The sequence below is a fragment of the Shimia sp. SK013 genome, assembly GCF_001292625.1.
GTDB lineage: Bacteria > Pseudomonadota > Alphaproteobacteria > Rhodobacterales > Rhodobacteraceae > Shimia.
The window spans coordinates 70,598-95,802 of the sequence record NZ_LAJH01000012.1 but is presented as its reverse complement, the minus strand read 5'-3'; the positions used below and the strand labels follow the sequence as shown (position 1 = coordinate 95,802).

31 protein-coding genes and 2 tRNA genes are annotated in these 25,205 nt (G+C 57.8%); 17 read left to right on the top strand and 16 right to left on the bottom strand.

Annotated elements, in window-relative coordinates:
* Positions 1-71 precede the first annotated feature (71 nt).
* The 6 genes from SHIM_RS10280 to SHIM_RS10255 all read left to right on the top strand — a co-directional run bounded on the left by SHIM_RS10280 (position 72) and on the right by SHIM_RS10255 (position 4,711).
* Entirely contained in the window at positions 72-1,022 is a 951-nt protein-coding gene (locus SHIM_RS10280; RefSeq protein WP_054002562.1) for an alpha/beta fold hydrolase, read from the top strand.
* A gap of 1 nt (position 1,023) precedes the next feature.
* Entirely contained in the window at positions 1,024-2,511 is a 1,488-nt protein-coding gene (locus SHIM_RS10275) for an FAD-binding oxidoreductase (protein ID WP_054002561.1), read from the top strand.
* Positions 2,508-2,912 carry a hypothetical protein gene (locus SHIM_RS10270; protein ID WP_054002560.1) on the top strand — a complete coding sequence of 135 codons (405 nt, stop codon included), beginning with the start codon at positions 2,508-2,510 and terminating at the stop codon, positions 2,910-2,912. Before SHIM_RS10275 ends, SHIM_RS10270 begins: the two co-directional genes overlap by 4 nt.
* Positions 2,909-3,958 carry a hypothetical protein gene (locus SHIM_RS10265; RefSeq protein WP_054002559.1) on the top strand — a complete coding sequence of 350 codons (1,050 nt, stop codon included), beginning with the start codon at positions 2,909-2,911 and terminating at the stop codon, positions 3,956-3,958. The genes SHIM_RS10270 and SHIM_RS10265 overlap by 4 nt, the downstream gene beginning before the upstream one ends.
* Complete coding sequence (locus tag SHIM_RS10260) at positions 3,948-4,241, top strand: hypothetical protein (protein WP_054002558.1); 294 nt, start codon at positions 3,948-3,950, stop codon at positions 4,239-4,241. Before SHIM_RS10265 ends, SHIM_RS10260 begins: the two co-directional genes overlap by 11 nt.
* Before the next feature lie 71 nt (positions 4,242-4,312).
* Positions 4,313-4,711, top strand: a complete 399-nt coding sequence (locus tag SHIM_RS10255) for a VOC family protein (RefSeq protein ID WP_054002557.1) — start codon at positions 4,313-4,315, stop codon at positions 4,709-4,711.
* 122 nt (positions 4,712-4,833) lie between these two features.
* Here the strand turns inward: SHIM_RS10255 and SHIM_RS10250 are convergent, their stop codons facing one another.
* The 4 genes from SHIM_RS10250 to SHIM_RS10235 form a co-directional block, all read right to left on the bottom strand.
* Complete coding sequence (locus SHIM_RS10250; protein ID WP_054002556.1) at positions 4,834-5,670, bottom strand: hypothetical protein; 837 nt, start codon at positions 5,668-5,670, stop codon at positions 4,834-4,836.
* Positions 5,671-5,679: 9 nt separating this feature from the next.
* Entirely contained in the window at positions 5,680-6,420 is a 741-nt protein-coding gene (locus SHIM_RS10245) for a glycosyltransferase family 2 protein (protein WP_152926516.1), read from the bottom strand.
* Positions 6,421-6,844: 424 nt separating this feature from the next.
* Complete coding sequence (locus tag SHIM_RS10240; RefSeq protein ID WP_152926515.1) at positions 6,845-7,093, bottom strand: hypothetical protein; 249 nt, start codon at positions 7,091-7,093, stop codon at positions 6,845-6,847.
* Between the two features lie 18 nt (positions 7,094-7,111).
* On the bottom strand, positions 7,112-7,465 hold the full coding sequence (locus SHIM_RS10235) for a hypothetical protein (protein ID WP_054002553.1): 354 nt from the start codon (positions 7,463-7,465) through the stop codon (positions 7,112-7,114).
* Between the two features lie 132 nt (positions 7,466-7,597).
* Between SHIM_RS10235 and SHIM_RS10230 the strand changes: the two genes are divergently transcribed.
* Together SHIM_RS10230 and SHIM_RS10225 are read left to right on the top strand one after the other, a co-directional pair.
* Positions 7,598-7,672 (top strand) — tRNA-Gly (locus tag SHIM_RS10230).
* A 138-nt stretch (positions 7,673-7,810) separates the two neighbouring features.
* Positions 7,811-7,885: transfer RNA gene (locus tag SHIM_RS10225), tRNA-Gly, on the top strand.
* Positions 7,886-7,930: 45 nt separating this feature from the next.
* Here SHIM_RS10225 and SHIM_RS10220 read toward each other — a convergent pair.
* The 3 genes from SHIM_RS10220 to SHIM_RS10210 form a co-directional block, all read right to left on the bottom strand.
* Positions 7,931-9,274, bottom strand: coding sequence for an 8-oxoguanine deaminase (locus SHIM_RS10220; RefSeq protein WP_054002552.1), 1,344 nt, complete (start codon positions 9,272-9,274; stop codon positions 7,931-7,933).
* A gap of 106 nt (positions 9,275-9,380) precedes the next feature.
* Positions 9,381-10,175: a histidinol-phosphatase gene (gene hisN / locus SHIM_RS10215; protein ID WP_054002551.1), complete on the bottom strand. Its 795-nt coding sequence runs from the start codon at positions 10,173-10,175 to the stop codon at positions 9,381-9,383.
* Between the two features lie 117 nt (positions 10,176-10,292).
* Positions 10,293-10,658 carry a helix-turn-helix domain-containing protein gene (locus SHIM_RS10210; protein ID WP_054002550.1) on the bottom strand — a complete coding sequence of 122 codons (366 nt, stop codon included), beginning with the start codon at positions 10,656-10,658 and terminating at the stop codon, positions 10,293-10,295.
* Between the two features lie 313 nt (positions 10,659-10,971).
* On the opposite strand from SHIM_RS10210, the gene SHIM_RS10205 reads away from it, so the two are divergent.
* Positions 10,972-11,934 (top strand): NADPH:quinone oxidoreductase family protein, encoded by a 963-nt coding sequence (locus SHIM_RS10205; protein WP_054002549.1) that lies wholly within the window; start codon positions 10,972-10,974, stop codon positions 11,932-11,934.
* Between the two features lie 27 nt (positions 11,935-11,961).
* Here SHIM_RS10205 and SHIM_RS10200 read toward each other — a convergent pair whose 3' ends face one another.
* The gene (locus tag SHIM_RS10200) at positions 11,962-12,855 is read right to left on the bottom strand and encodes a LysR family transcriptional regulator (RefSeq protein ID WP_054002548.1); all 894 of its coding nucleotides are present in this window, start codon (positions 12,853-12,855) and stop codon (positions 11,962-11,964) included.
* A gap of 232 nt (positions 12,856-13,087) precedes the next feature.
* Here SHIM_RS10200 and SHIM_RS20715 point away from each other — a divergent pair, with 232 nt between their 5' ends.
* Both SHIM_RS20715 and SHIM_RS10190 read left to right on the top strand, forming a co-directional pair.
* On the top strand, positions 13,088-13,189 hold the full coding sequence (locus SHIM_RS20715; RefSeq protein ID WP_241488854.1) for a DUF1127 domain-containing protein: 102 nt from the start codon (positions 13,088-13,090) through the stop codon (positions 13,187-13,189).
* Positions 13,190-13,346: 157 nt separating this feature from the next.
* Positions 13,347-14,123: a Bax inhibitor-1/YccA family protein gene (locus SHIM_RS10190; RefSeq protein WP_054002546.1), complete on the top strand. Its 777-nt coding sequence runs from the start codon at positions 13,347-13,349 to the stop codon at positions 14,121-14,123.
* 67 nt (positions 14,124-14,190) lie between these two features.
* Here SHIM_RS10190 and SHIM_RS10185 read toward each other — a convergent pair whose 3' ends face one another.
* Positions 14,191-14,706 (bottom strand): GNAT family N-acetyltransferase, encoded by a 516-nt coding sequence (locus SHIM_RS10185; RefSeq protein ID WP_054002545.1) that lies wholly within the window; start codon positions 14,704-14,706, stop codon positions 14,191-14,193.
* Between the two features lie 104 nt (positions 14,707-14,810).
* Positions 14,811-14,978, bottom strand: coding sequence for a 50S ribosomal protein L33 (gene rpmG, locus SHIM_RS10180; protein ID WP_007814563.1), 168 nt, complete (start codon positions 14,976-14,978; stop codon positions 14,811-14,813).
* A 197-nt stretch (positions 14,979-15,175) separates the two neighbouring features.
* On the opposite strand from rpmG, the gene SHIM_RS10175 reads away from it, so the two are divergent.
* Positions 15,176-16,210: an alkane 1-monooxygenase gene (locus SHIM_RS10175; RefSeq protein WP_054002935.1), complete on the top strand. Its 1,035-nt coding sequence runs from the start codon at positions 15,176-15,178 to the stop codon at positions 16,208-16,210.
* A gap of 38 nt (positions 16,211-16,248) precedes the next feature.
* Positions 16,249-16,641 (top strand): hypothetical protein, encoded by a 393-nt coding sequence (locus SHIM_RS10170; RefSeq protein ID WP_054002544.1) that lies wholly within the window; start codon positions 16,249-16,251, stop codon positions 16,639-16,641.
* On the opposite strand, the gene xseA is transcribed toward SHIM_RS10170, so the two are convergent.
* Positions 16,638-18,158 carry an exodeoxyribonuclease VII large subunit gene (gene xseA, locus SHIM_RS10165; RefSeq protein WP_054002543.1) on the bottom strand — a complete coding sequence of 507 codons (1,521 nt, stop codon included), beginning with the start codon at positions 18,156-18,158 and terminating at the stop codon, positions 16,638-16,640. The two genes, SHIM_RS10170 and xseA, sit on opposite strands and share 4 nt — an antisense overlap.
* 74 nt (positions 18,159-18,232) lie before the next feature.
* On the opposite strand from xseA, the gene purD reads away from it, so the two are divergent.
* The gene (gene purD, locus SHIM_RS10160) at positions 18,233-19,495 is read left to right on the top strand and encodes a phosphoribosylamine--glycine ligase (protein ID WP_054002542.1); all 1,263 of its coding nucleotides are present in this window, start codon (positions 18,233-18,235) and stop codon (positions 19,493-19,495) included.
* A 75-nt stretch (positions 19,496-19,570) separates the two neighbouring features.
* Entirely contained in the window at positions 19,571-20,182 is a 612-nt protein-coding gene (locus SHIM_RS10155) for a LuxR C-terminal-related transcriptional regulator (RefSeq protein ID WP_054002541.1), read from the top strand.
* Between the two features lie 75 nt (positions 20,183-20,257).
* Here the strand turns inward: SHIM_RS10155 and SHIM_RS10150 are convergent, their stop codons facing one another.
* Together SHIM_RS10150 and SHIM_RS10145 are read right to left on the bottom strand one after the other, a co-directional pair.
* The gene (locus tag SHIM_RS10150) at positions 20,258-21,013 is read right to left on the bottom strand and encodes an FG-GAP repeat domain-containing protein (protein ID WP_152926514.1); all 756 of its coding nucleotides are present in this window, start codon (positions 21,011-21,013) and stop codon (positions 20,258-20,260) included.
* Positions 21,013-21,336 carry a 2Fe-2S iron-sulfur cluster-binding protein gene (locus SHIM_RS10145; protein ID WP_054002540.1) on the bottom strand — a complete coding sequence of 108 codons (324 nt, stop codon included), beginning with the start codon at positions 21,334-21,336 and terminating at the stop codon, positions 21,013-21,015. The genes SHIM_RS10150 and SHIM_RS10145 overlap by 1 nt, the downstream gene beginning before the upstream one ends.
* Positions 21,337-21,463: 127 nt before the next feature.
* On the opposite strand from SHIM_RS10145, the gene SHIM_RS10140 reads away from it, so the two are divergent.
* Positions 21,464-21,820: an OB-fold nucleic acid binding domain-containing protein gene (locus SHIM_RS10140; RefSeq protein WP_241488833.1), complete on the top strand. Its 357-nt coding sequence runs from the start codon at positions 21,464-21,466 to the stop codon at positions 21,818-21,820.
* A gap of 71 nt (positions 21,821-21,891) precedes the next feature.
* Entirely contained in the window at positions 21,892-22,434 is a 543-nt protein-coding gene (locus SHIM_RS10135; protein WP_082358358.1) for a peptidoglycan-binding domain-containing protein, read from the top strand.
* A gap of 68 nt (positions 22,435-22,502) precedes the next feature.
* Here the strand turns inward: SHIM_RS10135 and SHIM_RS10130 are convergent, their stop codons facing one another.
* From SHIM_RS10130 to hflC, 3 genes are all read right to left on the bottom strand, one after another.
* Entirely contained in the window at positions 22,503-23,945 is a 1,443-nt protein-coding gene (locus SHIM_RS10130; protein ID WP_054002932.1) for a Do family serine endopeptidase, read from the bottom strand.
* A gap of 193 nt (positions 23,946-24,138) precedes the next feature.
* Positions 24,139-24,333, bottom strand: a complete 195-nt coding sequence (locus SHIM_RS10125; RefSeq protein WP_054002538.1) for a DUF2065 domain-containing protein — start codon at positions 24,331-24,333, stop codon at positions 24,139-24,141.
* Positions 24,333-25,205 (bottom strand): protease modulator HflC, encoded by an 873-nt coding sequence (hflC, locus tag SHIM_RS10120; RefSeq protein ID WP_054002537.1) that lies wholly within the window; start codon positions 25,203-25,205, stop codon positions 24,333-24,335. The genes SHIM_RS10125 and hflC overlap by 1 nt, the downstream gene beginning before the upstream one ends.

Genomic DNA, 25,205 nt, shown 5'->3' with positions numbered 1-25,205 from the left:
GGCCTCCTAGATGTTGACAACTTCAGGAGGCGAACCCTTTGAAACCACGGACCATTTTCCTGGCTACCATTGTGGCTCCGCTGCTTTTGGCCATAGTGGCACTTGGCATTTTTCGCATCGCAGCTCAGGTTCGGGAAACCAACGCTCTGACGGTTTTACCAGATGTATCTGGACGCGCTGTGCCCACGTCCGAAGGATCAATCTTTGTCATCGAGCGTGGCTCCAGTGCAGGCACGCCTCTCCTGTTTGCCCATGGCACTGCCGCTTGGTCCGGCCTTTGGCTTCCAACGTTGGATCACATGGCAGCGCAGGGGTTTCACGCCATCGCTTATGATTTGCCTCCATTCGGCTTTTCGCACCCTGCCGCCGATGGCGATTACAGCCGCCCGCGTCAGGCCGACCGCATCATCGCGCTGGTTCAGGCGCTCGACACAAGACCCATCGCCATTGGCCACTCGGTTGGCGCCGGTCCGCTCGCGGAGGCGGTGATGAAGCGCCCCGATTTGTTTGACGGCTTTGTGGTTGTCGATGGCGCCATCTCGCTCAACAGCCATCTCGCGCCCAAAACAACCCCAATCTGGTTGCGCCCCACCGGCCTGCGCCGCTTTCTCACCTCGGCCACCCTGTCCAACCCGCTTCTGACCCGGCTCTTTCTGCGCAATTTCATCTCGGTGAAAGACGCGGCCACCCCTTATGTGGTGCAAACCCTCAAAGTGCCGCTCAGCCGAAAAGGCTACACCGCCGCCGCCGCGGACTGGCTGCCGCAGCTGTTTGCCACGCCGCTCGACGCCCACAGCACGCGCCCCGGAAATTGGCAAGCCTTGCCGCTGCCGTTGGCGCTGATTTGGGGCGAGACCGACACCATCACCCCGCTGTCCCAAGGCCAAGACCTGCAAGCCGCCAACCAAAGCGCATCGCTCACGGTCTTGCCGGACGTCGGGCATATCCCGCAAATCGAAGCGCCCGAAGTCTTTTGGCAGGCGCTTCTGGATGTACTAAGACAGATGACGCAGGAGACATAACGTGAAAACCCTTGCCCGTAGAACCTTTCTCGCCGGTCTTGGCGGCGCCGCCGGCTGGATTGCCGCCCAAAAACTGCGGCCCAATCTGCCTGTCAATGACGGCACCGCCCGTATCGCTCCCGCCAACGGCCCGCAAATCCTGAACGACGCCAGCGAGCTTTCGCAAACGCCGGTCCACAAACACATCATCCTGTCCCAAGACCCCGACGCGGCCTTGATCGATGCCATCCGCAAGGAACTCTCCGAGGCCAAATCCGCAGGCCACCCGCTAAACGTCGGCGCCGCGCGCCACTCGATGGGGGCCCAAGCCATTCCGCGCGACGGCACCGCGATCACCTTTGACAACGGTCTGGTCGAGATCGACAGCCAAGCCCAAACCTATCGCGCCCACGCCGGCGCCCGATGGTCGCAGGTCATTGCCGCGCTGGATCCCGCGGGCCTGTCGCCCATGGTGATGCAGTCCAACAACGATTTCGGCGTCGCCGCCACCTTTTCGGTCAACGCCCACGGCTGGCCCGTGCCCAAAGGCCCGATGGGCTCCACCGTCAAATCCCTGCGTATGATCCTGCCCTCAGGTGATCTTGTGACCTGTTCGCCGAGCGAGAATACCGACCTCTTCAATCTTGCAATGGGCGGATACGGCCTGATCGGCGTGATCATCGACATGCAGGTCGAGGCCGCCCGCAACACCCGCCTTGTGCCCAGCTTTGAGGAAATGGCCGCCAGCGACTATGCCGCCGCCTTTCAGCGCGCCATCAATGATCCCGACGTGACGATGGCCTACGGGCGGCTCAACGTCGAACGCGCCGACTTCTTCACCAAGGCCTTGCTGATCACTTACCGCGAAACCGAGGAGCAAGACGCCCTGCCCGCCGCGACCGGCTCCGGCTGGATGTCGCACGTCGCCAGCCGCATCTACCGCGCCCAACTTGGCAACGAGCCGGCCAAATCCTTCCGCTGGTGGAACGAGACCACGCTTGGCCCAATGCTTGGCAGCGGTGAAACCACACGCAACGCGCTAATCAACGAACCAGTGGTCACGCTGGACGACGGCGCCTCTGAACGTGTCGATATCCTGCATGAATACTTCATCGGCTTTGACCAGTTCGACGCTTTCCTCGCCGCCTGCCGCGATGTCATTCCCGCCTCCTATCAGGAATTTCTGAACGTCACTCTGCGATATGTCGCCCAAGACGATCAGAGCGTGCTCAGCTACGCCAGCGTGCCGCGCATCGCGGCGGTGATGTCCTTCAGTCAGGAACTCACGCAGCGCGGCGAGGCCGACATGGCCCGCATGACGAAAGCCCTAATCGACCGCATCGTGGCCGCAGGCGGCACTTATTATCTGCCCTATCGCCCCCATGCGCGTCTGGACCAATTAAGCGCCGCCTACCCCAGAGCCGCGCAGTTCGCCCGCCTGAAACGAGAGCTGGACCCAGATGGTCTGCTCCGCAACAACCTTTGGGACAGCTATCTGGAGCACCTATGACACGCCTTCAATATCTCGCGCTTGGCTATTTCGTCGCTTTGATGATTGCGGCCTCGATCAACTACATTCCTGGTCTCACCGACGCCGACGGGCTGGCCTTTGGCATCTTTGCGCTCGATCCCTATGACGACGCCTTGCATGTCGCCTCAGCACTTTGGGCGCTGGCGGCTGGGCTCATTTCACACAAGGCCTCCCGCACATTCATGATCCTCTTTGGCGCGGCCTATCTGGCGGACGGCGTGTTTGGCATCTTCACCGGCTATGGTTTCCTCGACATGGGCATCTTCACCCACGCCTCGCTTGGTCTCGATTTCTCGCTGGGCCGCTTCCTTGCCAACCTGCCCCATCTTGGTCTTGGCGGACTGGCTCTTGTCGCCGGCTTGCGGGCCCGCACAGCATGAAACGTCTGTTGCGATGGGCCTTGCGCGGCAGCCTGTGCCTCGTGCTGTTGCTGGCGCTGCTGTTGTCGCCGGTGGCCTATGTGGAAACCATGTGCCGCGGCGATGCCGCAGCGACAGCCTACACGCCGATCCTGCCACCCGAGGATCACCGCCCCGAATCCCGTACACTGATGACCTATCCGGAATGGCACATCGTGCATGCCTATGATGACTACGCCACGGTGATTGCCACCAATGACCCGCACGACTTCGGCTTCTTCTCCGCCATCGGGGGGTTTTGGTCGTCCCTCTGTGATCTAAGCCGCCAATCGGCCCATCTTGGTCCCGTCGATAGCGGCACCAAACAAATGGTCTATGTGATCGGGGTAAGCTTCACCGCCGAATTGGCACTCAAGGCGCTTTATGAGGAAACTTTTGGCCGCGTGACAACATGGATTCGCGGGTCAGACCATGCCGCGCTGGACACACTGACCGCGCACCAAGCCGCCGAGTATGCGCAATTCTTGCAACAGGTACCGTGGTACAAATGGCACTTTGGCGAAGACGCCACCGCCCTCGCCACCACGCCATCCGAAGGCTTTCGCGACACCGAACGCCGACTGGCAGTTGGCCTCGAATATCGCGCCAAGGCAGCTTACGCCGGTGTCATCGCCCAAGCCGTGGAAAACGTCGGCGCTGACGCTTTGACTCTGCGAATGGTGGTTGACGCCAAAGGGCGCGACCTCTCGGCTTACGACGCGGTCGAAGTCGTTGGCAGCTCTGATGCCCTAACAATTCTGCAAACGCCGCGGTACCGCACCCTGACCCACTTGCTTGCCGAGATGGCCAAGGACGGCGTGCAATTTATCGAAATCGCCGGCAATGATGATATCATGTTCACCACCATCGCCCCATCTTCACAAACACAGGACGCCATTTCCGTCATGCCGCGCCAAGGTCACACTGACTATCGCCATATTCAAATGGTCAAAGTCCACGATCTGGCGCAAGAGCTGCGGAATTTGAACGCGCGCGGTCATCGGCTGGAACATATCCATGACTATTAGGCAGCTCTCTATAGGTCTGCCCATATTGGTCTGCGGCTGGCTCGCAGTACTGGTCGGCATGGGCTTTGTCTCTGACAGCGCCCCCGCCCAGATGATCCTGTTCCCGCCCTCGGGTCTGATACCAAGCCTCGCCCCCGATGTGGCGATCATCGACAGCAGCCCCGTCAGCGTCACTGTGACTTCCACCGGATCAGATTTCGTGAAATCCCTCTACGCCGCTGGCGCGCTGTTGGTGCTGCCCGCAGGCCTTCCGGGGTGCAGCGGAACAGTCAAACGCAGCTAACAGAAAACCGCGCCCGTTAGCGCAACCATCAATCGCTTGACCCTCCTCATCTCGCTGCCTAGGGTCACCCCATGCCTGTACACACGCTTGACCACGCCAACATCCGCACCACCAATCTTGAGGCCATGATCGCCTTTTATGAGCAGGTGCTAGACATGACCAACGGCCCCCGCGCGGATTTCGATTTTCCGGGCGCCTGGCTCTATCTGGGGGACAATGCCGTGGTGCATCTCGTAGGTGTTGATGGCAATCCGCAAACAGACGGCGATCTCGCGCTAGAACACGCCGCCTTCCGTGCTACGGATCTGGCCGCGTTTGTCACCCGTCTGAAAACCCACGACGTCGACTATTTTCTGGGTTTCCCACCGGGCGTTCCCATCGTTCAGGTCAACATTCACGATCCGGACGGCAATCACCTGCACGTCGACTTTCACATCGACGAACTTGAGGCCGCTGGCCTGTCCCGCTGAGTCTTTCTGGTGAACGCGTCGCGCGGTGCGACAATCATAGAGTCTGTCGAAAACCGCACTGTCGCGATACCGACGTCATACCGACGCGTTGCAGACAGCTGTTTTTCCCTGATTCCTCAAGGTTAACGCCAGACGCCAAAGGTGTCCCGCAGATACCCTATTGCGCGCCGATTTTGAGCGTTGCGACCCAACCCGTCCACGTCCGTTTGATGAAGCGCATCACTCTGATGTCCCGAAATCAGCACATCCGGCTCGCGCATCAGACCCGGCACCCAGATCGGCGTGCCCGCCTTGGCCAACATACCCGACAGCCAGATATCATCAACGTTCCTCGCCTCCACCGGCACGTTAAAAACCTCGGGAGCGAAAAATTCGGGCCGCACCATAACCCCTGCATAACCTTGCAAAACATCGGCATATCCTCCGCGCAGATATATCCGTCGCCCAACTCGATGGAACCGTGCACCCGCCCTATCCGCGTGGAACCGTTCGATGCGATTGCGCAGGTGAAATTCAACGTCCGTGATCACCCATTGCCGCACTGCTCGCGGCATGTGAACACTCGGGACCGCATTTTCGTGAAACTTGCCAACCTGCTGACCGGCAAGCGCAATACAGCATCCCGGATGCCTTTTGGCTGCGTTCAGAAAACCCCGCGCCCAGGTATCTCGATAATGGATATCATCGTCACAAAACAGGATATTCATATCCTGTCCAGCGAACTCCCTTAGCGCGGGCAGCACTTTGGTTGCCGGTCCCAGATCGGCCTCAACTTGCCGAATTTCCACACCTTTTGGAACCTCAGGCAAAGTGCCGTCCCACTCGGGGAACCGGTCATAAGCCCTAGGAATATAGAGGATCACGGCCTCCGGCTTAGTACGCTGTGCCAACAACAATTCCAGCGTCACCTGCATCGAAGAGAACCGGGGTGGAATGGCTGAAAGGGTGATCACATACATCGCTTGGCCTCAGGTCCAAATATCATAGGTGGCTTGAAAAAAGCGGATCGTTTCAAGGTTCGCATCGTTTCGTCCAACACCGCCGATGGCATTTTGGTTCAACGCCGTATGATCCAAATGCGACGGTTTGCGGATCGGCGTCAGCATCGGCTCAAACAAGCCGCCGATGACCCAGATTCCATGTCCCTTTCGAGTCACGTGACCAGACAACCAGACATCATCCACCGGCCACGCAAAGTCAGGAATATCAAAGACTTCTTCCGGAAAAAAGCTGGGTGAAACCATCACACCCATGAACCCCTCAAACCCATCGGCATAACCTGTGCGCAACGTGACCCGGCAAGGGGGCTGCACATAGGGCGCGCAGCCAAGCCGATCGAGCGCGCGCGCCCAAAGCCGCCGCGCCTGCCAGCGCGGATTTGTGGTCCGCCACAGGAAGCGGCGCCGCGGAAGGCGCAGCGAAACACGCGCACCAGACTTTGCAGGATAGGTCTGCATGCCGCTAATCGCCACGACATCATTTGGCCGGCGCGCTCGCGCCGCCAAAAGACGCTCGGCAAGGATCGGTCGATAGACCTGATCATCGTCGCAAAACAGAATGTCGACACCTGCGCCTTGAAAGTCCCTCACGGCAGGCAACACCTTGGTTGCAGGGCCAAAATCCTCCTCAACCCAGCGAACTTCCACGCCATCCGGGACATCTGGCGGCGTGCCGTCCCATTCAGGAAACCGCCGATATTGTCTGCTCAAGTATAGTATCACGCGTTCTGCCGGAACAGTCTGCGCCAGCAAACTATTCAGAGTGGAATTCAACTCCGCAAATCGAGGCGGGATTGACGACAGGGAAATAATATAGGGCTGAGGCACTGCGCGCTCTTGAAAGAGTTGTCCGTCAGCGGCTTAGCACAAAGCGCGCGTCGGGCCTAGCGTTGCATTTAACTCTTCTGAACGACGCGGATTGAAACAGGCATCCGACGCTCCTTTCTAAAAGCGTGGGACAACCGAATAAACTGGCGTCAGAAGATGCAAACGTGCCGAATGGTTAGCGTTCGTTACACACCGCTGCACCGTTGCATTGATCCAGATCGCCCGCGCGTTTCACAAAAATGTGGCCCTGCACAAAGATCTCGCTATGCGCCGTTTGGCGCCGACTCAAATGGGCGATTGCCAGACTTCAAGAGTTACAAACTCCGCATTTCTTTGTCGGTCCGCCATTTGCGGCCGTTGTTGCATTTGTATGAAGCCCGCCTGCCGCATTCCAAATCAATGGCAACGCCTCGGATTTGGTCAAGGAAAGCGACTTCGCCTCTGTCACTGTGTGCTGCTGCATTGTGAGCGCTCCTTGCGCCTCAGCCTGCGCCACCACCCCAAGCGCCATCGCAATCGCCAATACGACGAGCTTCACATTTTGGTGCAGTCTCACTGTTGTGCTCCTCTCAATTCACATCACCACGGCGACAGGGCCGTTACCTTGATCACCAAAGTCCAACGTAATGAAGAATGATTTCGGCACATCACCTTGAAAACCAAGGTGTATTTCCGCCTCATTCACGCTTCCCGGAGCAACCAGGACCGGCGCAAACGCGGTGACCTCGGCGCCTTGAACGGCGACACCGGACAACGTGACAGGCGCATGAGTGCTGTTGAACGTGGTCAATGTCACAACAACACCGCCGCCCCGCACGATGCGCCCCTCGGCCGCCACAGTCACCGGCAAATGGCTGTGCCCGTCATGCGCCGCCGCCGCCAACGGTGTTGCCAATCCCGCCAGTATGAAGGCCCGTCTCGTGATCATCGCCCAGTCTCTCCTTGGATACTAAAACGTCTGCCCCACGTATTTCCGTCGCACAAAGTTTTTTTGTTTTTTGCCGATTTTGGACTTGCGGCCCTGACCGACTCTTTATATTTCACGCCTCACCCAAAGGACGCGGGCGTAGCTCAGGGGTAGAGCATAACCTTGCCAAGGTTAGGGTCGAGAGTTCGAATCTCTTCGCCCGCTCCATTTTCCCTTCTCAGGGAAAGCCGAACAAGGCGCGGTTTATTCCGCGCCTTTTCGCTTTTTTACCATACCGGGAGAATTGCACCATTTAGCCCTTGCGCCCCGCGCACTCTGCGGCTACATCCGCCTCACCCAAAGGACGCGGGCGTAGCTCAGGGGTAGAGCATAACCTTGCCAAGGTTAGGGTCGAGAGTTCGAATCTCTTCGCCCGCTCCATTTGGATTTCAAAGAGGCGCAGGTTTTCCTGCGCCCTTTTTGTTTTCACCCCATCAACGCAAGTGCCAAGGCGTTTTGCCGTTCAATCACGCGCGGCATATCAATCGTTGTGACACGGCCATCACGCACCACCTGCCGACCTTCGACAAACAAGTGCTTCACCCGCGTCGGCCCTGCGAGCAAAAGCGCCGCAGGATCCCAGCTGCCCGCCGCCTCTATGCCTGACACATCCCAAATCGCGATGTCTGCCCGTTTGCCAACGGCAATCTGCCCGCAATCCGTTCGCCCTAACACCTGCGCCCCGCCACGCGTTGCAATCTCCAATGCCTCACGCGCGCTCATCGCGTCAGCACCGCGTGACACGCGTTGCAACAACATTGCCTGTCGCGCTTCTGCAACCAAGTTGCCCGCGTCATTGCTGGCCGACCCATCCACACCCAGCCCAACGGGCACACCGGCGTCCCGCATCTGGCGTACCGGTGCAATACCGCTACCAAGCCGACAGTTGGAACAAGGGCAATGTGCCACCCCGGTCCGACTACGGGCAAAAAGCTCAATCTCTTGCCCGTCCAGTTTCACACAATGCGCATGCCACACATCTTCGCCAGTCCAACCCAAGTCCTCGGCATATTGTCCTGGGCGACAGCCAAATTTCTCAAGCGAATAAGCGATATCTTCCTCATTCTCCGCGAGGTGCGTGTGCAACATCACTCCTTTGTCCCGCGCCAATATAGCTGCGTCACGCATCAATTCGCGCGAAACAGAAAAGGGCGAACAAGGCGCCACACCGACCCGCACCATTGCGCCTTCGCTGGCATCGTGGTGCGCGTCTATTAGGCGGATTGTGTCGTTTAGAATGGCGGCTTCGTTCTCGACAAGTGAGTCTGGCGGAAGGCCCCCGTCGCTTTCTCCGATGCTCATTGAGCCGCGGGTGGGATGAAACCGCAATCCGATTTCTGTGGCAGCCTCAATCGTATCATCCAAACGCGCGCCGTTGGGATACAAATACAGGTGGTCCGAGGTCAACGTGCAGCCCGACAAGGCCAACTCGGCAAGCCCGATCTGCGCCGAAATGTTCATCTCTTCCGGGCCAAACCGTGACCAGATCGGATACAGCGTCTGGAGCCAACCGAACAGCAAGGCATCTTGTCCGCCCGGAACCGCACGGGTCAGCGTTTGATAAAGGTGATGGTGGGTATTCACCAAACCGGGCGTCACCACGCACCCCTGTGCCAACACAATTTCACCATCGCCTTGAAGGCCGGTGCCAATTTCGACAATTTTCCCGTCTCTTAGACGTACGTCCGCCTCAGACAATTCGCGCCGTGCATCATCCATGGTCAAAACGACCTTGGCTGATTTTATTAGAATTTCAGATACTTGCGTCATGCCACACTCCTTCTGTCCCGTTTCGGTGAAGTGTGATCAGGCATCGACAGAAAACGGGAAAAGGACTCGACGCGTCGCTATTTGTAACGTCCCCGCACGGTTGATTTCAAGCGCTTCGCAGAATATTCAATGCCGCAGCGTGGAGTTCAGCATTGGCTGCCGCAAGGACGCGTCCCCCTTCATGGGCGGGTCCGCCAGTCCAATCCGTGACGACGCCGCCAGCGGCCTGGATCACCGCGATGGGCGCCTGAATGTCGTAGGCATTCAGCCCAGCCTCAACCACCAAATCAATCTGCCCCGCAGCCAAAAGCGCATAAGCGTAGCAATCCATGCCATACCGGGTCAGCTTGCACTGTTCAGCGACAGCAATGAATCCTGCGCGCTCCTCGACGCTGCCCACTTCAGGAAAAGTTGTGAATACAATTGCGTCCTGCAAAACGCTGGTAGATTTGCAACTCAAAGCTTGCACGCCGGCGGGCCCAGCGACTTCGGCCATACCAAATCCGCCGACAAACCGCTCACCAATATAAGGTTGATCGACGATGCCAAAGATGGGGCCATTGGCATCTGACAAGGCTATGAGAACCCCCCACGTTGGCGCGCCGCTGATAAACGCTCGCGTGCCATCGATCGGATCCAGAACCCAGGTGAGACCACTTGTTCCCTCGGTCCTGCCAAACTCTTCACCAAAAATGCCATCTTGCGGCCGCCGCTTTGCCAGCACATCGCGCATCGCCAATTCGGCGGCGCGATCTGCAACGGTCACGGGATCAAAATCATGATCCAGCTTGTTTTCTGCGGTAAGGCCCTTTGCGCGAAAATGCGGAAGTATGGCCGCACGGGCCGTGTCGGCCATATCGTTGGCCACAGCAACGATATCGCTTCGATCTTGCTCTTTCATGAAACTTCCTCCGCAGTGGGCGCCTGTCTTTGGGCTACTTCACTGCGGAAAAAGAAACAAGCAACGTCAACGAGAGGTGAGTGCTCTCAATCAACGTCTGATTGCCTTGAAGCGCTGTCAGGCGACGTCACTCAAGACACGCGCCAACTCAAACAGGCGGCGTCGCTGGTTTTCCGGAATTGCGTAATAGCTACGGATAAGATCAAGCGCTTCTTTATCGCCCATCAGATCAGCTGGCACTTTACTGGCCAACTCGCCCTCTTCCGCTTCCAGCCCTTCAAAAAAGAAGCTGACCGGCACGTCCAGTGCATCGGCTATATCCCATAGGCGCGAAGCGCTTACGCGATTGGCTCCGGTCTCGTATTTCTGAATCTGCTGAAACTTAATCCCAACCTGCTCAGCAAGTTGCTGCTGGGTCATCCCCGTCAGCCAACGCCGTTGTCGCACTTTTTTGCCAACATGCACGTCCACTGGATGCGTCATTCCGCCACTCCTTTGCAATCAACTTTTGACATCGCTCAATCAGTATAACTCACTCAAAAAGCGTTACACAGTTACCATTATGAATTCACCGCGCATCCCTTCGCGGTACGTTAGCTTAACAGTTTTTGCCTTGCAATCAAGGTCCATCCTACAAGCTGACGGTTAAGCGCGCGTCAATAGGTACAATTCTAAATTGATACTCTCTTTGGATTTTTCGGTGACGTTGTGTCGCGTTCCGCTTGTGGAGGCTGTTCTCGCTTTGACAGCGCTCCTATCGGCTGTCTAATCGTGACAACCAACTGGAGCAAATCTCATGCGCGCATTTCAAGTTACATCCCACGATACCACTCCCACAATTCAGGATATTCCCATGCCTGAACCGGCCAAAGGTGAAATTCGCGTGCGCATTCGCGCCTGCGCGCTGAACTTCGGCGATCTATTGATGATCAAAGGCACGTATCAGGAAACCCCCCCGCTGCCTTTCATTCTCGGTATGGAAGTTGCCGGCGAAGTCGACGCTCTCGGGCCCGATACCAAAGGCCCTGCTGTTGGTTCCAAGGTTCTGGTGTTTGGCGGCAAAGGCGGGCTTGCGGAATTTGGATGCTACCGTGCGGACAGCGCCATCCCCCTACCGGAGAGCATGAACTTTGTGGAGGCCGCAGCCTTTCCAGTGGCCTACGGCACCAGCCATGTTGCGCTAGACTACCGTGCCCGCCTGAAGGAAGGCGAAAACCTTCTGGTTTTGGGCGCCGCCGGCGGCGTTGGTCTCACGGCAGTGGAAATTGGCAAGCTCATGGGCGCCAATGTGATCGCCTGTGCTCGCGGTGCCGACAAGCTCGCCGTCGCCAAAAAGATGGGCGCTGATCACCTGATCGATGCAGGAACCGAAGACATCCGCGACGCGGTCAAGGCGCTTGGTGGGGCCGATGTTGTTTATGATCCAGTTGGCGGCGAACAGTTCAAAGCAGCGTTCCGCGCCTGCCGTCCCGAAGCAAGGCTCTTGCCAATTGGATTTGCGTCCGGTGACATTCCCTCAATCCCAGCCAACCATCTGCTGGTCAAAAATCTCACGGTGATGGGTCTCTACTGGGGTGGCTACATGGCTTTCAAACCACAAGTGATCCTCAACAGCATGCGCACCCTGTTTGGCTGGCACGCCGAAGGCAAGATCAAGCCCCACATCAGCCACGTACTGCCGCTGGATCAGGCCGCTGACGCATACGAACTACTGCGGTCGCGCAAATCAACCGGCAAAGTTGTGGTCAGCGTACCTTAAACCCATCAGCCAAGGCAGTCGCGGGCTTTAACCCACGACTCCAAGCCGTACAGGATGGTCCGGGCGCCCACGCATGGGCTGAAAACCCGCCCGGATCAAATCGGCTAGATCCGCAATGACATCACCCTTGCTGGTGTCCGCCCCGTACATGTTGATGTGCTGCTCCCCCAACTCCGGCAACACGCCACCGTGGTCAATCACTTCAAGGTGACGAGGCTCCGTGCCCTCAATCATGGCCCCCAATGCCAGATCGGCAGAAATCGTCGCCTCAACTGTCCGGTCGGAATCTGTCTGAAGGGCGGATTCCCATTCTATTCCGGCCCGGTCCAGCGCCGCAATCGCGCGCGGGCGGAACAGACATTGCCGCCCCGACGCAAATGGAATTGGGCGGCGTCGCCAGCTGGCACCACCTGGTGCACCAACCCACGCCAACGGCAGCTTGCACAGCAACTCCGCCGACTCGGGGCTTTCGGCCTCGGTGGTCAGGATGAGGTCCATCTCACCTTTTTGAAACTGCGCCTTGAGCTCCATGGTGAACGAGGAATGCAGCACCACTTTCACACGCGGATAAGCCGCGTTGAACTGTTGCAGCACCCGTGGAATGGCCGGGTAGACAATATCATGCGGCACACCCAGCGAGATCGTGCCCTCAAACTCGTCATGGGTCAGACGGCGAATCACTTCGTCGTTAAGCGTGACCATGCGCCGCGCGTATCCCAGCATTTGCTCGCCCTCAGGTGTAAGGGCAATGCCGCGACCGGAGCGATCCAGCAGATCCACGTCAATTAATTCTTCCAAGCGCTTGAGCTGCATGCTGACCGCGGATTGAGTCAAATGCAAAAAGCCCGCCGCTTTGGTAACCCCGCCAAGATCTGCAACTGCCACAAAGCTTCGCAAGGTCGTCACATCCAAATTCCGCATTCCATCAATCCTTGTGATGTATCTCTTCATTAATATTCGTTTCACAAATAGATCATAGAGCGTCATACACATCAAGCAACTTGATGATAAATCGACATTCAATCAATTTTTGAAAGGAGCGAACATGTCCACTTATAGCATCGCAGGCCGCAACCCCAGCCTTCGCACAAAAGGCTTCAAACAGCTTTTCAACTGGCTTCTCGTCTCCCGTCAGCGCAACAAACTCGCGCGCCTGGATGACCGGGCGCTTGACGACATGGGCCTGACTCGCGCTGATGTCGAACATGAATTGAAACGCCCAATTTGGGACGTGCCATGCCATTGGCGCGGCTAAACCATAGCGGCAGTTAACGAATTTGGCCGAAAATCGCTGCTTTTTCAACGATTGCCACGCGGGTAATCCTTGAAATCCGGCCCGACCTGCACGATATTTCTTGAAACGGCCGTCGGGGGAACTCGGCGGCCTAACAGAATTATTATCGGAGGCTTACATGGCTGAATTTGACACAATCCGGAGCGCTGCTGGCACGCAGACCGCCCAGATTGACGAGGGCCTGCGCGCCCATATGAGCAAAGTTTACGGCACAATGTCCGTAGGCATGTTGATCACCTTTGCAGCAGCTTGGGCGATTTCCAATTTGGCTGTGACAGCTGACCCTTCAGGTGCGTTTGCCCAGCTGAGCGCTGACAAATACCTGACCTCGCTCGGCTACGCGATCTACGGCTCGCCGCTGAAATGGGTAATTATGTTTGCACCATTGCTGTTTGTTTTCGGCCTAAGCGCTGCAATCAACCGCATGTCGGCCGCGACTGCACAGCTTGTGTTCTACATCTTCGCTGCTGTTATGGGCCTCTCAATCAGCTCTATCTTCCTGGTTTTCACCGGTGAATCCATCATTCAGGTTTTCCTGGTTACCGCGATCGCTTTCGCGGGTCTGTCGCTTTACGGCTACACCACCAAGCGCGACCTTGGACCAATGGGCACGTTCCTGATCATGGGCGTGATCGGCCTGATCGTTGCGTCCGTCGTAAACATCTTCTTGGCATCTTCCGCGATGAGCTTTGCGATATCTGCTCTGGGCGTTCTGATCTTCGCTGGATTGACCGCCTACGACACACAGAAAATCAAGAACACCTATCTGGAGCACGCCCACAGCGGCGACAGCGAATGGTTGGGCAAAGCGGCTATCATGGGCGCTCTGAGCTTGTATCTGGACTTCATCAACATGTTCATGTTCCTGCTGCAGTTCCTCGGAAACCGCGAATAACAGCAGCACCATTTGAAATGCCAAGGGCCGGTCACATTGACCGGCCCTTTTTTGTGAACTGTCTAGGTTACTCCGGAAAGGCCATCTGCATTTGCACCGCTGGAAAATGCACTCCCGGTGCGAGGCTCAGTTCAACCTCGCCCCGCTCCGCAAACCCCATTTCACGATAGAAACTCCGCGCTGTGTACGTGCTCATGCAACTTAGCCGTTTGATGCCATAAGCCTCAGCAGAGGCGAGGATCACGTCCACCAGCGCCTTGGCCACCCCACGACGCACCCAATCAGCCCGCGTCGCAACATGGCGCACGTGCGCTTGCCGCGCATCGCCTGCGCCGCGAACCGGACTAAAGTCCGTCCACCCGCCAGCACCAACCACTTCATCCGTCGCCACACATTCCGCCAGGAAATAGGTCCCACTGGTCAACAACGCGGGCTGTGCGCGCGTGATCAACGGCAGCGCGGCATCAAGCGTCTCGCTGTCGTAATCCTTCGGCAACAATTCAGGATAGGAACGTTCAAACAACCCATCAACGGCCTCACGGTCGTCAATACGAGCGGGTCTGATAAAAAATGGAAAAGTCATGATCTGCGTCCTGTTGGTCTTTTTTGTCAGGGCGCGGCATCTTCAAAAGCAAAAAGCCGCGCCTTGGTCTGGCGCGGCTTTTGCAATGTCTCGGAGGGAGGATCTTACTTGATCTTGCCTTCCTTGTACTCGACATGCTTGCGCACCACCGGATCGTACTTACGTACGACCATCTTTTCGGTCATCGTGCGCGCATTCTTCTTGGTCACGTAGAAATGGCCCGTGCCCGCGGTAGAGTTCAGACGGATCTTGATTGTCGTCGGCTTCGCCATTTGTCTTCTCCTGCGCCAGGGCGCATACGCCCCGTGAAAATCTATGAAGGTGCCTTTTACTGATGCACCAGCCCGAGTCAATGGGATTCCCCCAAGAAACTTTTGGGGAGCCCAGATTTGTGCGGATCGGCGCCATTGCAGCCACCTTCAAAGCCGTTAGTCTCTGGCAAACTCCACCAAAGGGACACCGACTCCGCATGATTTGGTTCTGGATCGCCACCTCACTGCCTGTTGCTTTGCTCAGCCTTGCCGCCTTCTTGGGTGGTGGATGGTCGCTGGCGGCCTTTCTCTACATGGCCGTCTTTGTGCACGTCATGGATCGCCTCGTGCATGGTGCCGCGGCCAAGTCCGGAGCTGATGGCGAGTTTCCCAGCGGAGCGCGTTTATCGATTCTTCTGGGCCTCGCGCATCTGGCGCTAATCGGCCTCGCCGTGGCTGCTGTTTCAGGGGCAACGGGCCTTGGCTGGGGCGCGCGGCTATTATGTTTTCTGGCGTTTGGACTTTTCTTTGGACAGGTCAGCAACGCCAACGCCCATGAGTTGATCCACAAGGGCGCACGTTTTCCACGCCGCCTCGGCAAACTGGCCTACATCACCCTCCTTTTTGGGCACCACGCCTCAGCCCACCCCAAAGTGCACCATGTATGGGTCGCCACTCCCAACGATCCAAACACTCCCCTGCCCGGCGAGAGCTTTTACCGTTTCTGGCCTCGGGCGTGGATTGGGTCTTTTCGCAAGGGCCTGAGCGCCGAAAATACCATGCGCAACCGCAAAACCCCGCATCCGCCGAAATGGACACACCCCTATGTCGCGTATGTTGGGGGGGCAGTCATCTGCCTGCTTCTAAGTGGCCTTGCATTTGGCTGGGCCGGGCTATTGGCCTATGTGCTTGTCTCAGGCTACGCGCAAATGCAGCATTTGGTTTCGGATTATGTGCAGCACTACGGTCTGTCCCGCAAACTGCTGAGAAGTGGAAAGTATGAACCCGTTGGTCCCGAACATAGCTGGAACGCGCCGCAATTCTATTCTTCGGCGCTGATGCTTAACGCGCCGCGCCATTCCGACCACCACCTAAACCCGACCCGCGACTATCCATCTTTGCGGATAAACGAGGCGGCGATGCCGATCCTGCCAAGGTCGCTGCCGTTGATGGGCACACTCGCACTTTGGCCACGCTTTTGGCGACGCGTGATGGATCCCCGTGTCCAAAGACTGCAAACGTCAGGAGATTGAGACTGGATCGAAACGCGTTCCGGTGGCAGCATCACTTTATGAAACGAATTCTTGTTGCCGCCTTCCTGCTCGCCTCACCAGCCTATTCGCAATCTGCAATGACAGCTGCTGATTTCGAAGCCTACGTTACTGGCAAGATCCTTTTCTTTGCCACTGAGGGAACACGCTATGGGGTCGAAGAGTATTTGCCGGACCGTCGCGTGCGTTGGTCCTTTCTAGATGGCCAATGCAAAGAAGGTCTTTGGTATGAAGAGGCTGGTCAGATCTGCTTTATCTACGAGGACAATCCGTCGCCGCAATGCTGGACTTTCTTTGAAGGACACGCAGGTCTTTCGGCACGATTTGAGAACGAACCAGACGGCACCGTGCTTTATGAAATCGAAGACGCGGGAGAAGACATGCTCTGCCTTGGGCCCGAAGTGGGCGTCTAAAACAGGCTACCCTGACCAGGCGCGTCCGGTTTTTTTGGCTTTGGTTTGGGCTTCGGCTTGGGTGTCACTTCCGCAGCAGGTGTCGCAACCGCACCCTTCCCAACCTTAAGCCGCCCATCGGCAAACTCGATTTCGATCTCACTGGCCCCGCCTGCTTGCACTGCCGTCTTCACCAGATCACCATCGCCGCGCACCACCGCATAGCCGCGCTCAAGCGTGGCCTGATAGCCCAAGGTCTGGCGCATGCGGTCTGTTGCCTCAAGCCGGTCTCTCAGAGCCTTCACTTGACGACCGCCCACATCCGCAAGCCGACGCCCAAGATCGCTGGATTTTTCTTTGTGGCGCAACAGATCGCGCTCTAGCGTAGCCACCGAAAGACGATCCGCGTGGCGGCCCATCTTTTGACGCTGAATTTCAATCAACCGCTTAAGCCCCTCACCGCTCAACCCGCCGCTCTTTGTGGCCAAAACCACTCGGCGGCTTTGCACACCGCCCTGCAGCGCACGTGGCAGCGCGTCTCCGGCACCGTCCAACCGCTGTCGGGGTATCTGCAGCAACACGTCCGCCCTCGGCATGGCGCGCGACAGGTCCCGCAATCGCTGGCCTCGCAGACTTAACGCCTGCCCCAGACTACGGGTCATGCGTGCACCCTGTTCTTCGACCCAGCCCGCAATCTCCAGCCGCACAGGCACCGCAAGTTCCGCCGCCGCTGTGGGTGTCGGCGCGCGTTTATCCGAAACGAAATCAATCAGCGTCGTATCAGTCTCGTGGCCCACCGCCGAAATCAACGGGATGTCGGAGGCCGCCGCAGCGCGCGCCACGATCTCTTCATTGAACCCCCACAGATCCTCAATCGAGCCACCTCCTCGTGCGACAATAATCAAATTCGGCCGTGGCATCGCCCCACCAGCGGACATCCGGTTAAACCCCTCAATGGCGTTTGCCACTTGCGGTGCGCATTGCTCACCCTGTACAGCCACCGGCCAAATCATCACTTTGCGCGGAAACCGATCCCGCAGCCGATGTAGAATGTCGCGGATCACGGCCCCGCTGGGTGAAGTTACAACACCGATGATTTCTGGCAGATACGGCAATGGCCGCTTGCGCCCCTGCTCAAACAGCCCCTCGGCCTGCAACATCGCTTTGCGCTTTTCCAGCATCGCCATCAGGGCGCCAACACCGGCAGGCTTCAGGTCTTCGATCACCAACTGATATTTGGATTGCCCAGGAAACGTCGTCAGTCGCCCAGTGGCGACCACTTCCATACCTTCCTCAGGCCGTGTTGCTACACGTGCCGCGACACCTTTCCACATCACTGCCGCGATGACCGAGCGGTCATCCTTCAGATCAAGGTAAACATGCCCCGAGCGTGGAAAAGACACGCGCCCGATCTCTCCCTTGATGCGCACATGCGAAAACTCGCCCTCGATCATGCGTTTGATCGCGCCTGACAGCTCGGAAACACTGAATTCCGGGGCGTTTTCGCCCTCAATCGGGTCGTCGATAAGGTCAGACATCTCGGCTCGCTTGTAAGACTGCTCGCCACAGCTTAGAACGCCCGCAACCGAAGGCCAAGCGGAAGGCGACACTCATGAACATCCTCATCCTCGGCAGCGGCGGGCGCGAACACAGCCTCGCATGGGCAGTGATGCAAAACCCCAAATGCGACAAGCTGATCGTGGCGCCAGGCAACGCGGGTATCGCGCAGGTCGCGGATTGTGCGTCGTTGGACATCGACGACGGTGGTGAGGTTGTCAGTTTTGTCGCGGCCAACGCCATCGACTTTGTGATCATCGGCCCCGAAGCGCCTTTGGCCAGCGGCGTTGCGGATCGCTTGCGCGAGGCCGGCGTTTTGGTGTTTGGCCCCTCCAAAGCCGCCGCACGGCTTGAGGCGTCCAAAAGCTTCACCAAGGAAATTTGTGACGCGGCCAATGCGCCCACCGCGGGCTACGGCCACTTTATGGATGCAGAATCCGCCAAAGCCCATATCCGCAAAGAAGGTGCGCCAATTGTGGTGAAGGCCGACGGACTGGCCGCAGGCAAAGGCGTGATCGTCGCGATGGACGAGCAGACCGCGCTGGATGCCGTTGATGACATGTTCGGCGGCGCCTTTGGCGGCGCGGGCGCCGAAGTGGTGATCGAAGAGTTCATGGAAGGCGAAGAAGCATCCTTCTTTATCCTTTGCGATGGGAAAACCGCGCTTCCGATTGGCACGGCACAAGACCACAAACGCGTCGGCGAAGGCGACACCGGTCCCAACACCGGCGGTATGGGTGCCTACTCTCCGGCACCTGTTCTGACCGATGAAATCGCGCAAAAAGCGCTGGATGAGATTGTGCAGCCGACAATCGATGAAATGGCCAAACGCGGAACGCCATATCAGGGTGTTCTTTATGTTGGCTTGATGATCAAAGACGGGCAGCCTCGTCTTGTGGAATACAACGTGCGTTTTGGTGATCCTGAGTGTCAGGTACTGATGATGCGTCTTGGCGCACAAGCGTTTGATTTGATGCATGCCGCCGCCAAAGAACGTCTGCATGAAACGCAGGTTAACTGGGCCGATGATCACGCGATTACCGTTGTTATGGCGGCGAATGGCTATCCCGGATCCTACGAAAAAGGTTCTGTGATTGGGGGCTTGGACGCACTTTCGGAAGACAGCAAAAACATGGTCTTCCACGCCGGCACAACGACCAAGGACGGCGCGATCACGGCCACGGGTGGCCGGGTTCTGAATGTCACCGCACGCGGCGACAGCCTGCAAGACGCCCGCGACCGTGCCTATGCGATGATCGATCAGGTCAACTGGCCGGAAGGGTTTTACCGCGCCGACATCGGCTGGCGCGCGCTCTGACATAAGGGTATTTCTGCGGGCGTTGCACGGACGCCGCCCGCACCCTATTCTCCGCCGCAAGACGGGGGAGACGTCATGACCAAATCAGTAGATCAAGCTTACGCGGACGGCGATTTTGTCGAGCTGGCGTTCTCTTTTGCGCCGGTGGGCATCGTTGTGACGGAGAACCGTGTGATCCGCGACTGCAATGACACTTTCGCTGACATGTTCCGTTACGAGCGCGCCACGCTCAAAGACAGCACATTTGCCGCGCTTTATCCCACACAGGAAGAATTCGCCAACATCCGAAATCGCGGCGTTCAAGAGTTGCGAGAAAGCAATTTTTATTGGGACGAGCGCGTCATGATGCGCCGTGGCGGTGAGATGTTCTGGTGCCGCGTCCGCGGGCATACGTTTACGCCCGACGAGCCGTTGCAACGCGCAGTCTGGAGCTTTGCCGACATCTCCGACACCCGCCCCTACCAGCCGCTCACCCGTCGCGAACGTGAAGTGTTTTCACTTTTGGCTGAAGGGCTGACATCTAAGGAAATTGCGCTCAAGCTGGAGATGAGCAACCGCACAGTTGAGGTGCATCGTGGCAAACTTCTTAAGAAGTTTGGCGTCAGCAACACAGCAAGCCTTTTTCAGTCGCTGGGTGCCATCGGCACGCGCCACATCTATTCTGCCAGCGACGGCACAGTCCGATAGGGGCGCCGAGGGGCCAGCCCCTCAGCCACTGCCGTGCAGTGACCTCACCCCGGGATACTTTCTGGCAAAAGGAAGTCAGAAGGACTCGCAATTCAGCGCGGCCTGCAATGCGTTTTGGCCCGTGAAGGCGCCAAGCGTTCTGGACGTCAGGCGTTTGCCGTCAAACCGCGTTGCCACGACCTTTTGCCAGCTGGCATCTACCGTGATCATTTCGGGATCCGTGCCACAGTCGCGTATTCCGCCGGAAATGAAATCCTCGCCGATGCGGTGATTGGTCAGCCCTTTGCGGTTTGCGACCTCTGTGAGCTTGCCGTTCTCAAAGCGCCAAACACGCAGTGTTTTGGCCAGATGTGGCCGATCAATATAGGCGATCTCGACGTGACCATCGCCGTCCAGATCAATCGCTCCAATAGGGGCTAGCCAGCGGTTGCTTTGACCTATGTGAGGCGTAGCGGCGATCAAACCGGTTTCATTGTAAACCGCCAGCCTTGCGCCACCTCTTTGACTGCTTTCCACAACGATTGCTTCAAGTGCGCCGTCACCGGTCACATCAAAAAGGCGGGGTGCAATGTCTTCGAACACGCGGCTTTCTGGCAGAGTGAGGGTGACGGTCTTGCCGCTGCGAAGCTTCATTTGGAGTGCACCGTATTCGATGGCATCCCCAAGAACGCCATGCGCATACCGTGTGGTCGGCTCCACGTAATCGGCAGATTTGATTTCGGCCAGCACAGGAACAGCCGGGACGACCAGCAACAAGCGCAACATAAGCCGAGCGCGGCGTGCAAGAGCGCGCAACAGGCGCAACGTTTGACGCCGCGCCTTGCCAATCATCAGATCTGCTTCTCGGGCATTTTCACGACCAAACCGTCCAGCGCGTCGGTCACTTTGATCTGACAGGTCAGGCGCGACGTGGCTGGATTGGGCTCAAATGCAAAGTCCAGCATGTCTTCTTCCATGTCGTCCTTGGCCGGGATTTTTTCGGCCCAAGCCGCATCGACATAGACGTGGCAAGTTGAGCAAGCGCAAGCGCCGCCGCAATCGGCCTCGATGCCGGGGATGTTGTTGTCGCGCGCGCCTTCCATCACGGTCAGGCCGTTTGCGACCTCAACCACGTGTTCGGTTCCGTTGTGCTCGACATAGGTGATCTTGGCCATGCCTGGAGGCTCCTTCTCGTGCAGTCCGTCGCTCCTAGTTAGTCAAGCGATCCACTGCCCGCCACCCCCTTTTGCGACGCAGGTCCTGTCCTCTTGCGACAAAACGCAAATGTTCTATATTTGTTCCATGACTAAAGCGATCACAACTGCGTGGCCAAGGCCCCCTGCGGCTCTGACGGCCTCCCGATTGGGCGAGCCGCCCAACGGCGCCCGCGTCACTGTCGCAGGGTTGGTGATTCTGCGTCAACGCCCCGGCACTGCCAAAGGCGTGATTTTTATCACACTAGAGGATGAGTCCGGCGTGGTGAATGTGATCGTCTGGCGCAAACTCTACGAAGCGTTCCGCCGTGCTGTCATAGCTGGCCGCCTGCTGCGAGTCACCGGCCGCATCCAGCGCGAAAACAACGTTACTCACCTGATTGCCGAACGGGTTGACGATATTTCCCCCATGCTGGACAGCCTACTTGTACCGCAAGACAGCTGAGGCTTTTGACCGCGCCCAAAACGCGCTACAAAGAAGCTAACAAAAACACGCCTTGAGCGCGAGGCACGAGCATGACACGCCTAATCGCCCCATTTGCGGCACTCGCCCTGCTGGCCACAGCAGGTTGCGAGGAGACAATTTCGGACCCGCCGTATCTGGCGGTCTGGTCCGAGCCTGAGATCGTACGCGCAGAGGATCCAAGAGCGCCGCCCAATGCCCGCCCCGGAAGCTGCTGGGGCCGCGACGTGACGCCGGCAGTCCTGGAAACTGTAACGGAACAAATCATGGTGCAGCCGCCTGAAGTCTTGGCCGACGGAACCGTCACCAGCCCCGGCATTTTCCGGACAGAACAGCAACAACGCATCGTCAAAGAGCGCCGCGAAACCTGGTTCGAAACGCCCTGCCCACATATCTGGACAGAGGAATTCACCGCCTCAGTTCAGCGCGCACTTAAAGTACGAGGCCTGTTTTTCGGGCCGGTTACAGGCATCCACGACGCCCGCACCCGCGCCGCAATCCGGCGGTATCAAAAAGCAGGCGGACTCGACAGCGTGATATTGTCACTGGAAAGCGCCCGACGCCTTGGCCTGGTCGCGGTGGAACGCGAAGAATGACGCCTCCGCCAGCATCGAAAAAGGGCGCACGCGGCGCCCTTGATCTTCGATGACGATCGCCCAGGCGATCACTCCTCGATGGACAGCGCGACAAATCGCGGCTCACCGGCCCGGCGCACCAAAAGCAAAACCGATTTCCGTCCCGCCTCGCGCACCTCATCGATGCGGGCTTCGAAATCACCCACAGAACGCAGTTTTTGGTGGCTGGCTTCTGTCAACACATCGCCCGCGCGCAGGCCTTTTTCGTACGCCTTGGAAGTTTCATCGACGCTTTTGACCACAAGTCCGTCCAGATCGCCGTCCACGCCCAATTCTTCGCGCAGCGCGTCATTCAAAGGCGCAAGGGTCAAACCAAGCAGTTCCTTTTCGACGGGTTCATCCTCAACTTCCGGAGCCGGCTGGCTGGCGGGTACCGCGCCTTCTGCTTCTTCGCGGCGGCCCAGTGTGACTTGCAGCGTCACCTCTTCACCACCACGCAACACAACAACATCAACCGCTTTACCAACGGTGGTGTTGCCCACGCGGCGCACCAGCGCACGCACATCCGCGACATTGGCGCCGTCAAAGGTCATGATGACGTCTCCGGCCTTCATGCCTGCTTCCATTGCCGGACCTTCGGGCACGTCCGTGACCATGGCGCCAGAGGCCGCCTCAAGCCCGTCAACCGCTTCGACCATGTCCTCGGTTACGTTCTGAATGCGCACTCCCAGCCACCCACGGCGGGTTTCACCGTACTCTTGCAGCTGCTCAACCACCCGTGTGACCACGTTGGACGCCATCGAAAAGCCGATGCCGATCGAGCCGCCATTGGGTGACAGGATCGCAGTGTTTACGCCGATCACGTCACCGTTCATGTTGAACAATGGTCCCCCCGAATTGCCCCGGTTGATCGCGGCGTCGGTCTGGATGTAATCGTCATAGCTGCCCGAAAGCGCCCTGTTACGAGCCGACACAATACCAGAGGAAACAGAAAAACCCTGCCCGAGCGGGTTGCCCATGGCGAGAACCCAATCACCAACACGTGCCGTGTCGCTGTCACCAAACTCAACAAACTTCAGCGGCTCGTCGCTCTCGACCTTCAGCAACGCAATATCTGTGTTGGGATCGGTTCCAATCACCTTAGCCGGCAGTTCCTCACCTTCGAAAAATTCAATCAGGATCTCGTCCGCGCCGTCGATCACGTGGTTGTTTGTCACCACATATCCATCTGCTGAAATCACAAAGCCTGACCCCAGAGCCGAAGTTCGACGCGGGCGATCGTTGTTGCCTTGGCGGTCCTGAAATTCGCGAAAGAAATCTTCGAACGGCGACCCTTCGGGAACGATGCCTTGCGGGCCGGTGCGCCCCTCGACCACGGTCGAAGTGGTGATGTTGACCACTGACGGGCTGATCTGCTCGGCTAGGTCGGCAAAGCTGTCGGGACGCGCCTGCGCAGCCAAAGCCTGAACCAGCATTATTGCGGTTGCCAAAAAGGCCACCATCATTGCGCGCGGAACCGCGCTTTGAGTCATTTTCATGGGAAATGCCTTCGGAATCACGCTGGATCTCCTTGTTATTAGAAACCTGAGGACAGGGCTGCCCTGTCGTTGGAAGAAAGAATGGGGGTTTGGCAGGGTAAGTGCAACAGGCGCCACATCGCATGTTCACAATTGCGCGTGACCAGTCTGTGAATTTGGTAAACTCAACGTGCCTGTAATGGGCCGCTCAGACGCCCAGCGTTTTGGCCGCCCAGACAAAAATAGCCCCGGAAACTACCGCAAGCAAACCAAGTGTGCGTCGCTGTCCCACCGGCAGGGACCGTATCATTGCCAGAAGGTCTTCAACGATAGAAGGGGCCAGTACATAGACCAGCCCCTCCACAATCATTACAAGCCCAATCGCATAAAGCGCGACGGCCATCAGTTGCGACCTTGATCGCTCTTCAGATAGTCGAAAAATTCGCTTTCAGGCGACATAACGATGGTCGAGTTCCCCGACTTCAAAGCGCCACGATAGGCGTTAAGTGACCGGTAGAACGCGAAGAACTCGGGATCTGCACCATACGCATCCGCAAAGATCGCGTTGCGTGCCGCATCGGCTTCGCCTCGGATGATCTCGGATTGACGGTTGGCGTCAGATTCAAGTTCAACAACAGTACGATCCGCCTGCGCACGCACGCGCTGCGCGGCTTCGTCACCACGCGCGATTTCGTCCGCTGCTTCCCGCTCACGCTCAGCGCGCATCCGGTTAAACGTCGCTTCAAGGTTGGCCTGTGGCAAATCGGTGCGCTTCAAACGCACATCGACCACTTCCAGACCCAGCGCACGCGCTTCGGTGATCGCATTGTCACGAATGCGGTTCATCAGCGACACACGCTCGGTCGATAGAACCGAATCTGAGCGCACGGAACCAAGAACCTCACGCGTTTGCGAGCGCAGGATGCTGTCCAAACGGCCTTCGCCAGATTGAATGCCACCGGCACCAACCGCTTGACGGAACTGGGTCACGTCAGCAATCCGGTAGCGCGCAAATGCGTCCACGATCAAACGGCGATCATCCAGAGGTGTGACCTCAAGTGGTCCTACTTCGCGGCTCAGGATACGGTCATCATAGCGAACCACTTCCTGAATAAGCGGGATTTTAAACGCCAGACCAGGCTCTTCTTTGACCGTGACAACACGACCAAATTGCAGAACCAGTGCCTTTTCGCGCTCGTCCACGATGAACACGCTCGACAACGCAACGGCGACCAAAATCACCAGAACGGGTAGTAGATAAGTCGCTCTCCGCAT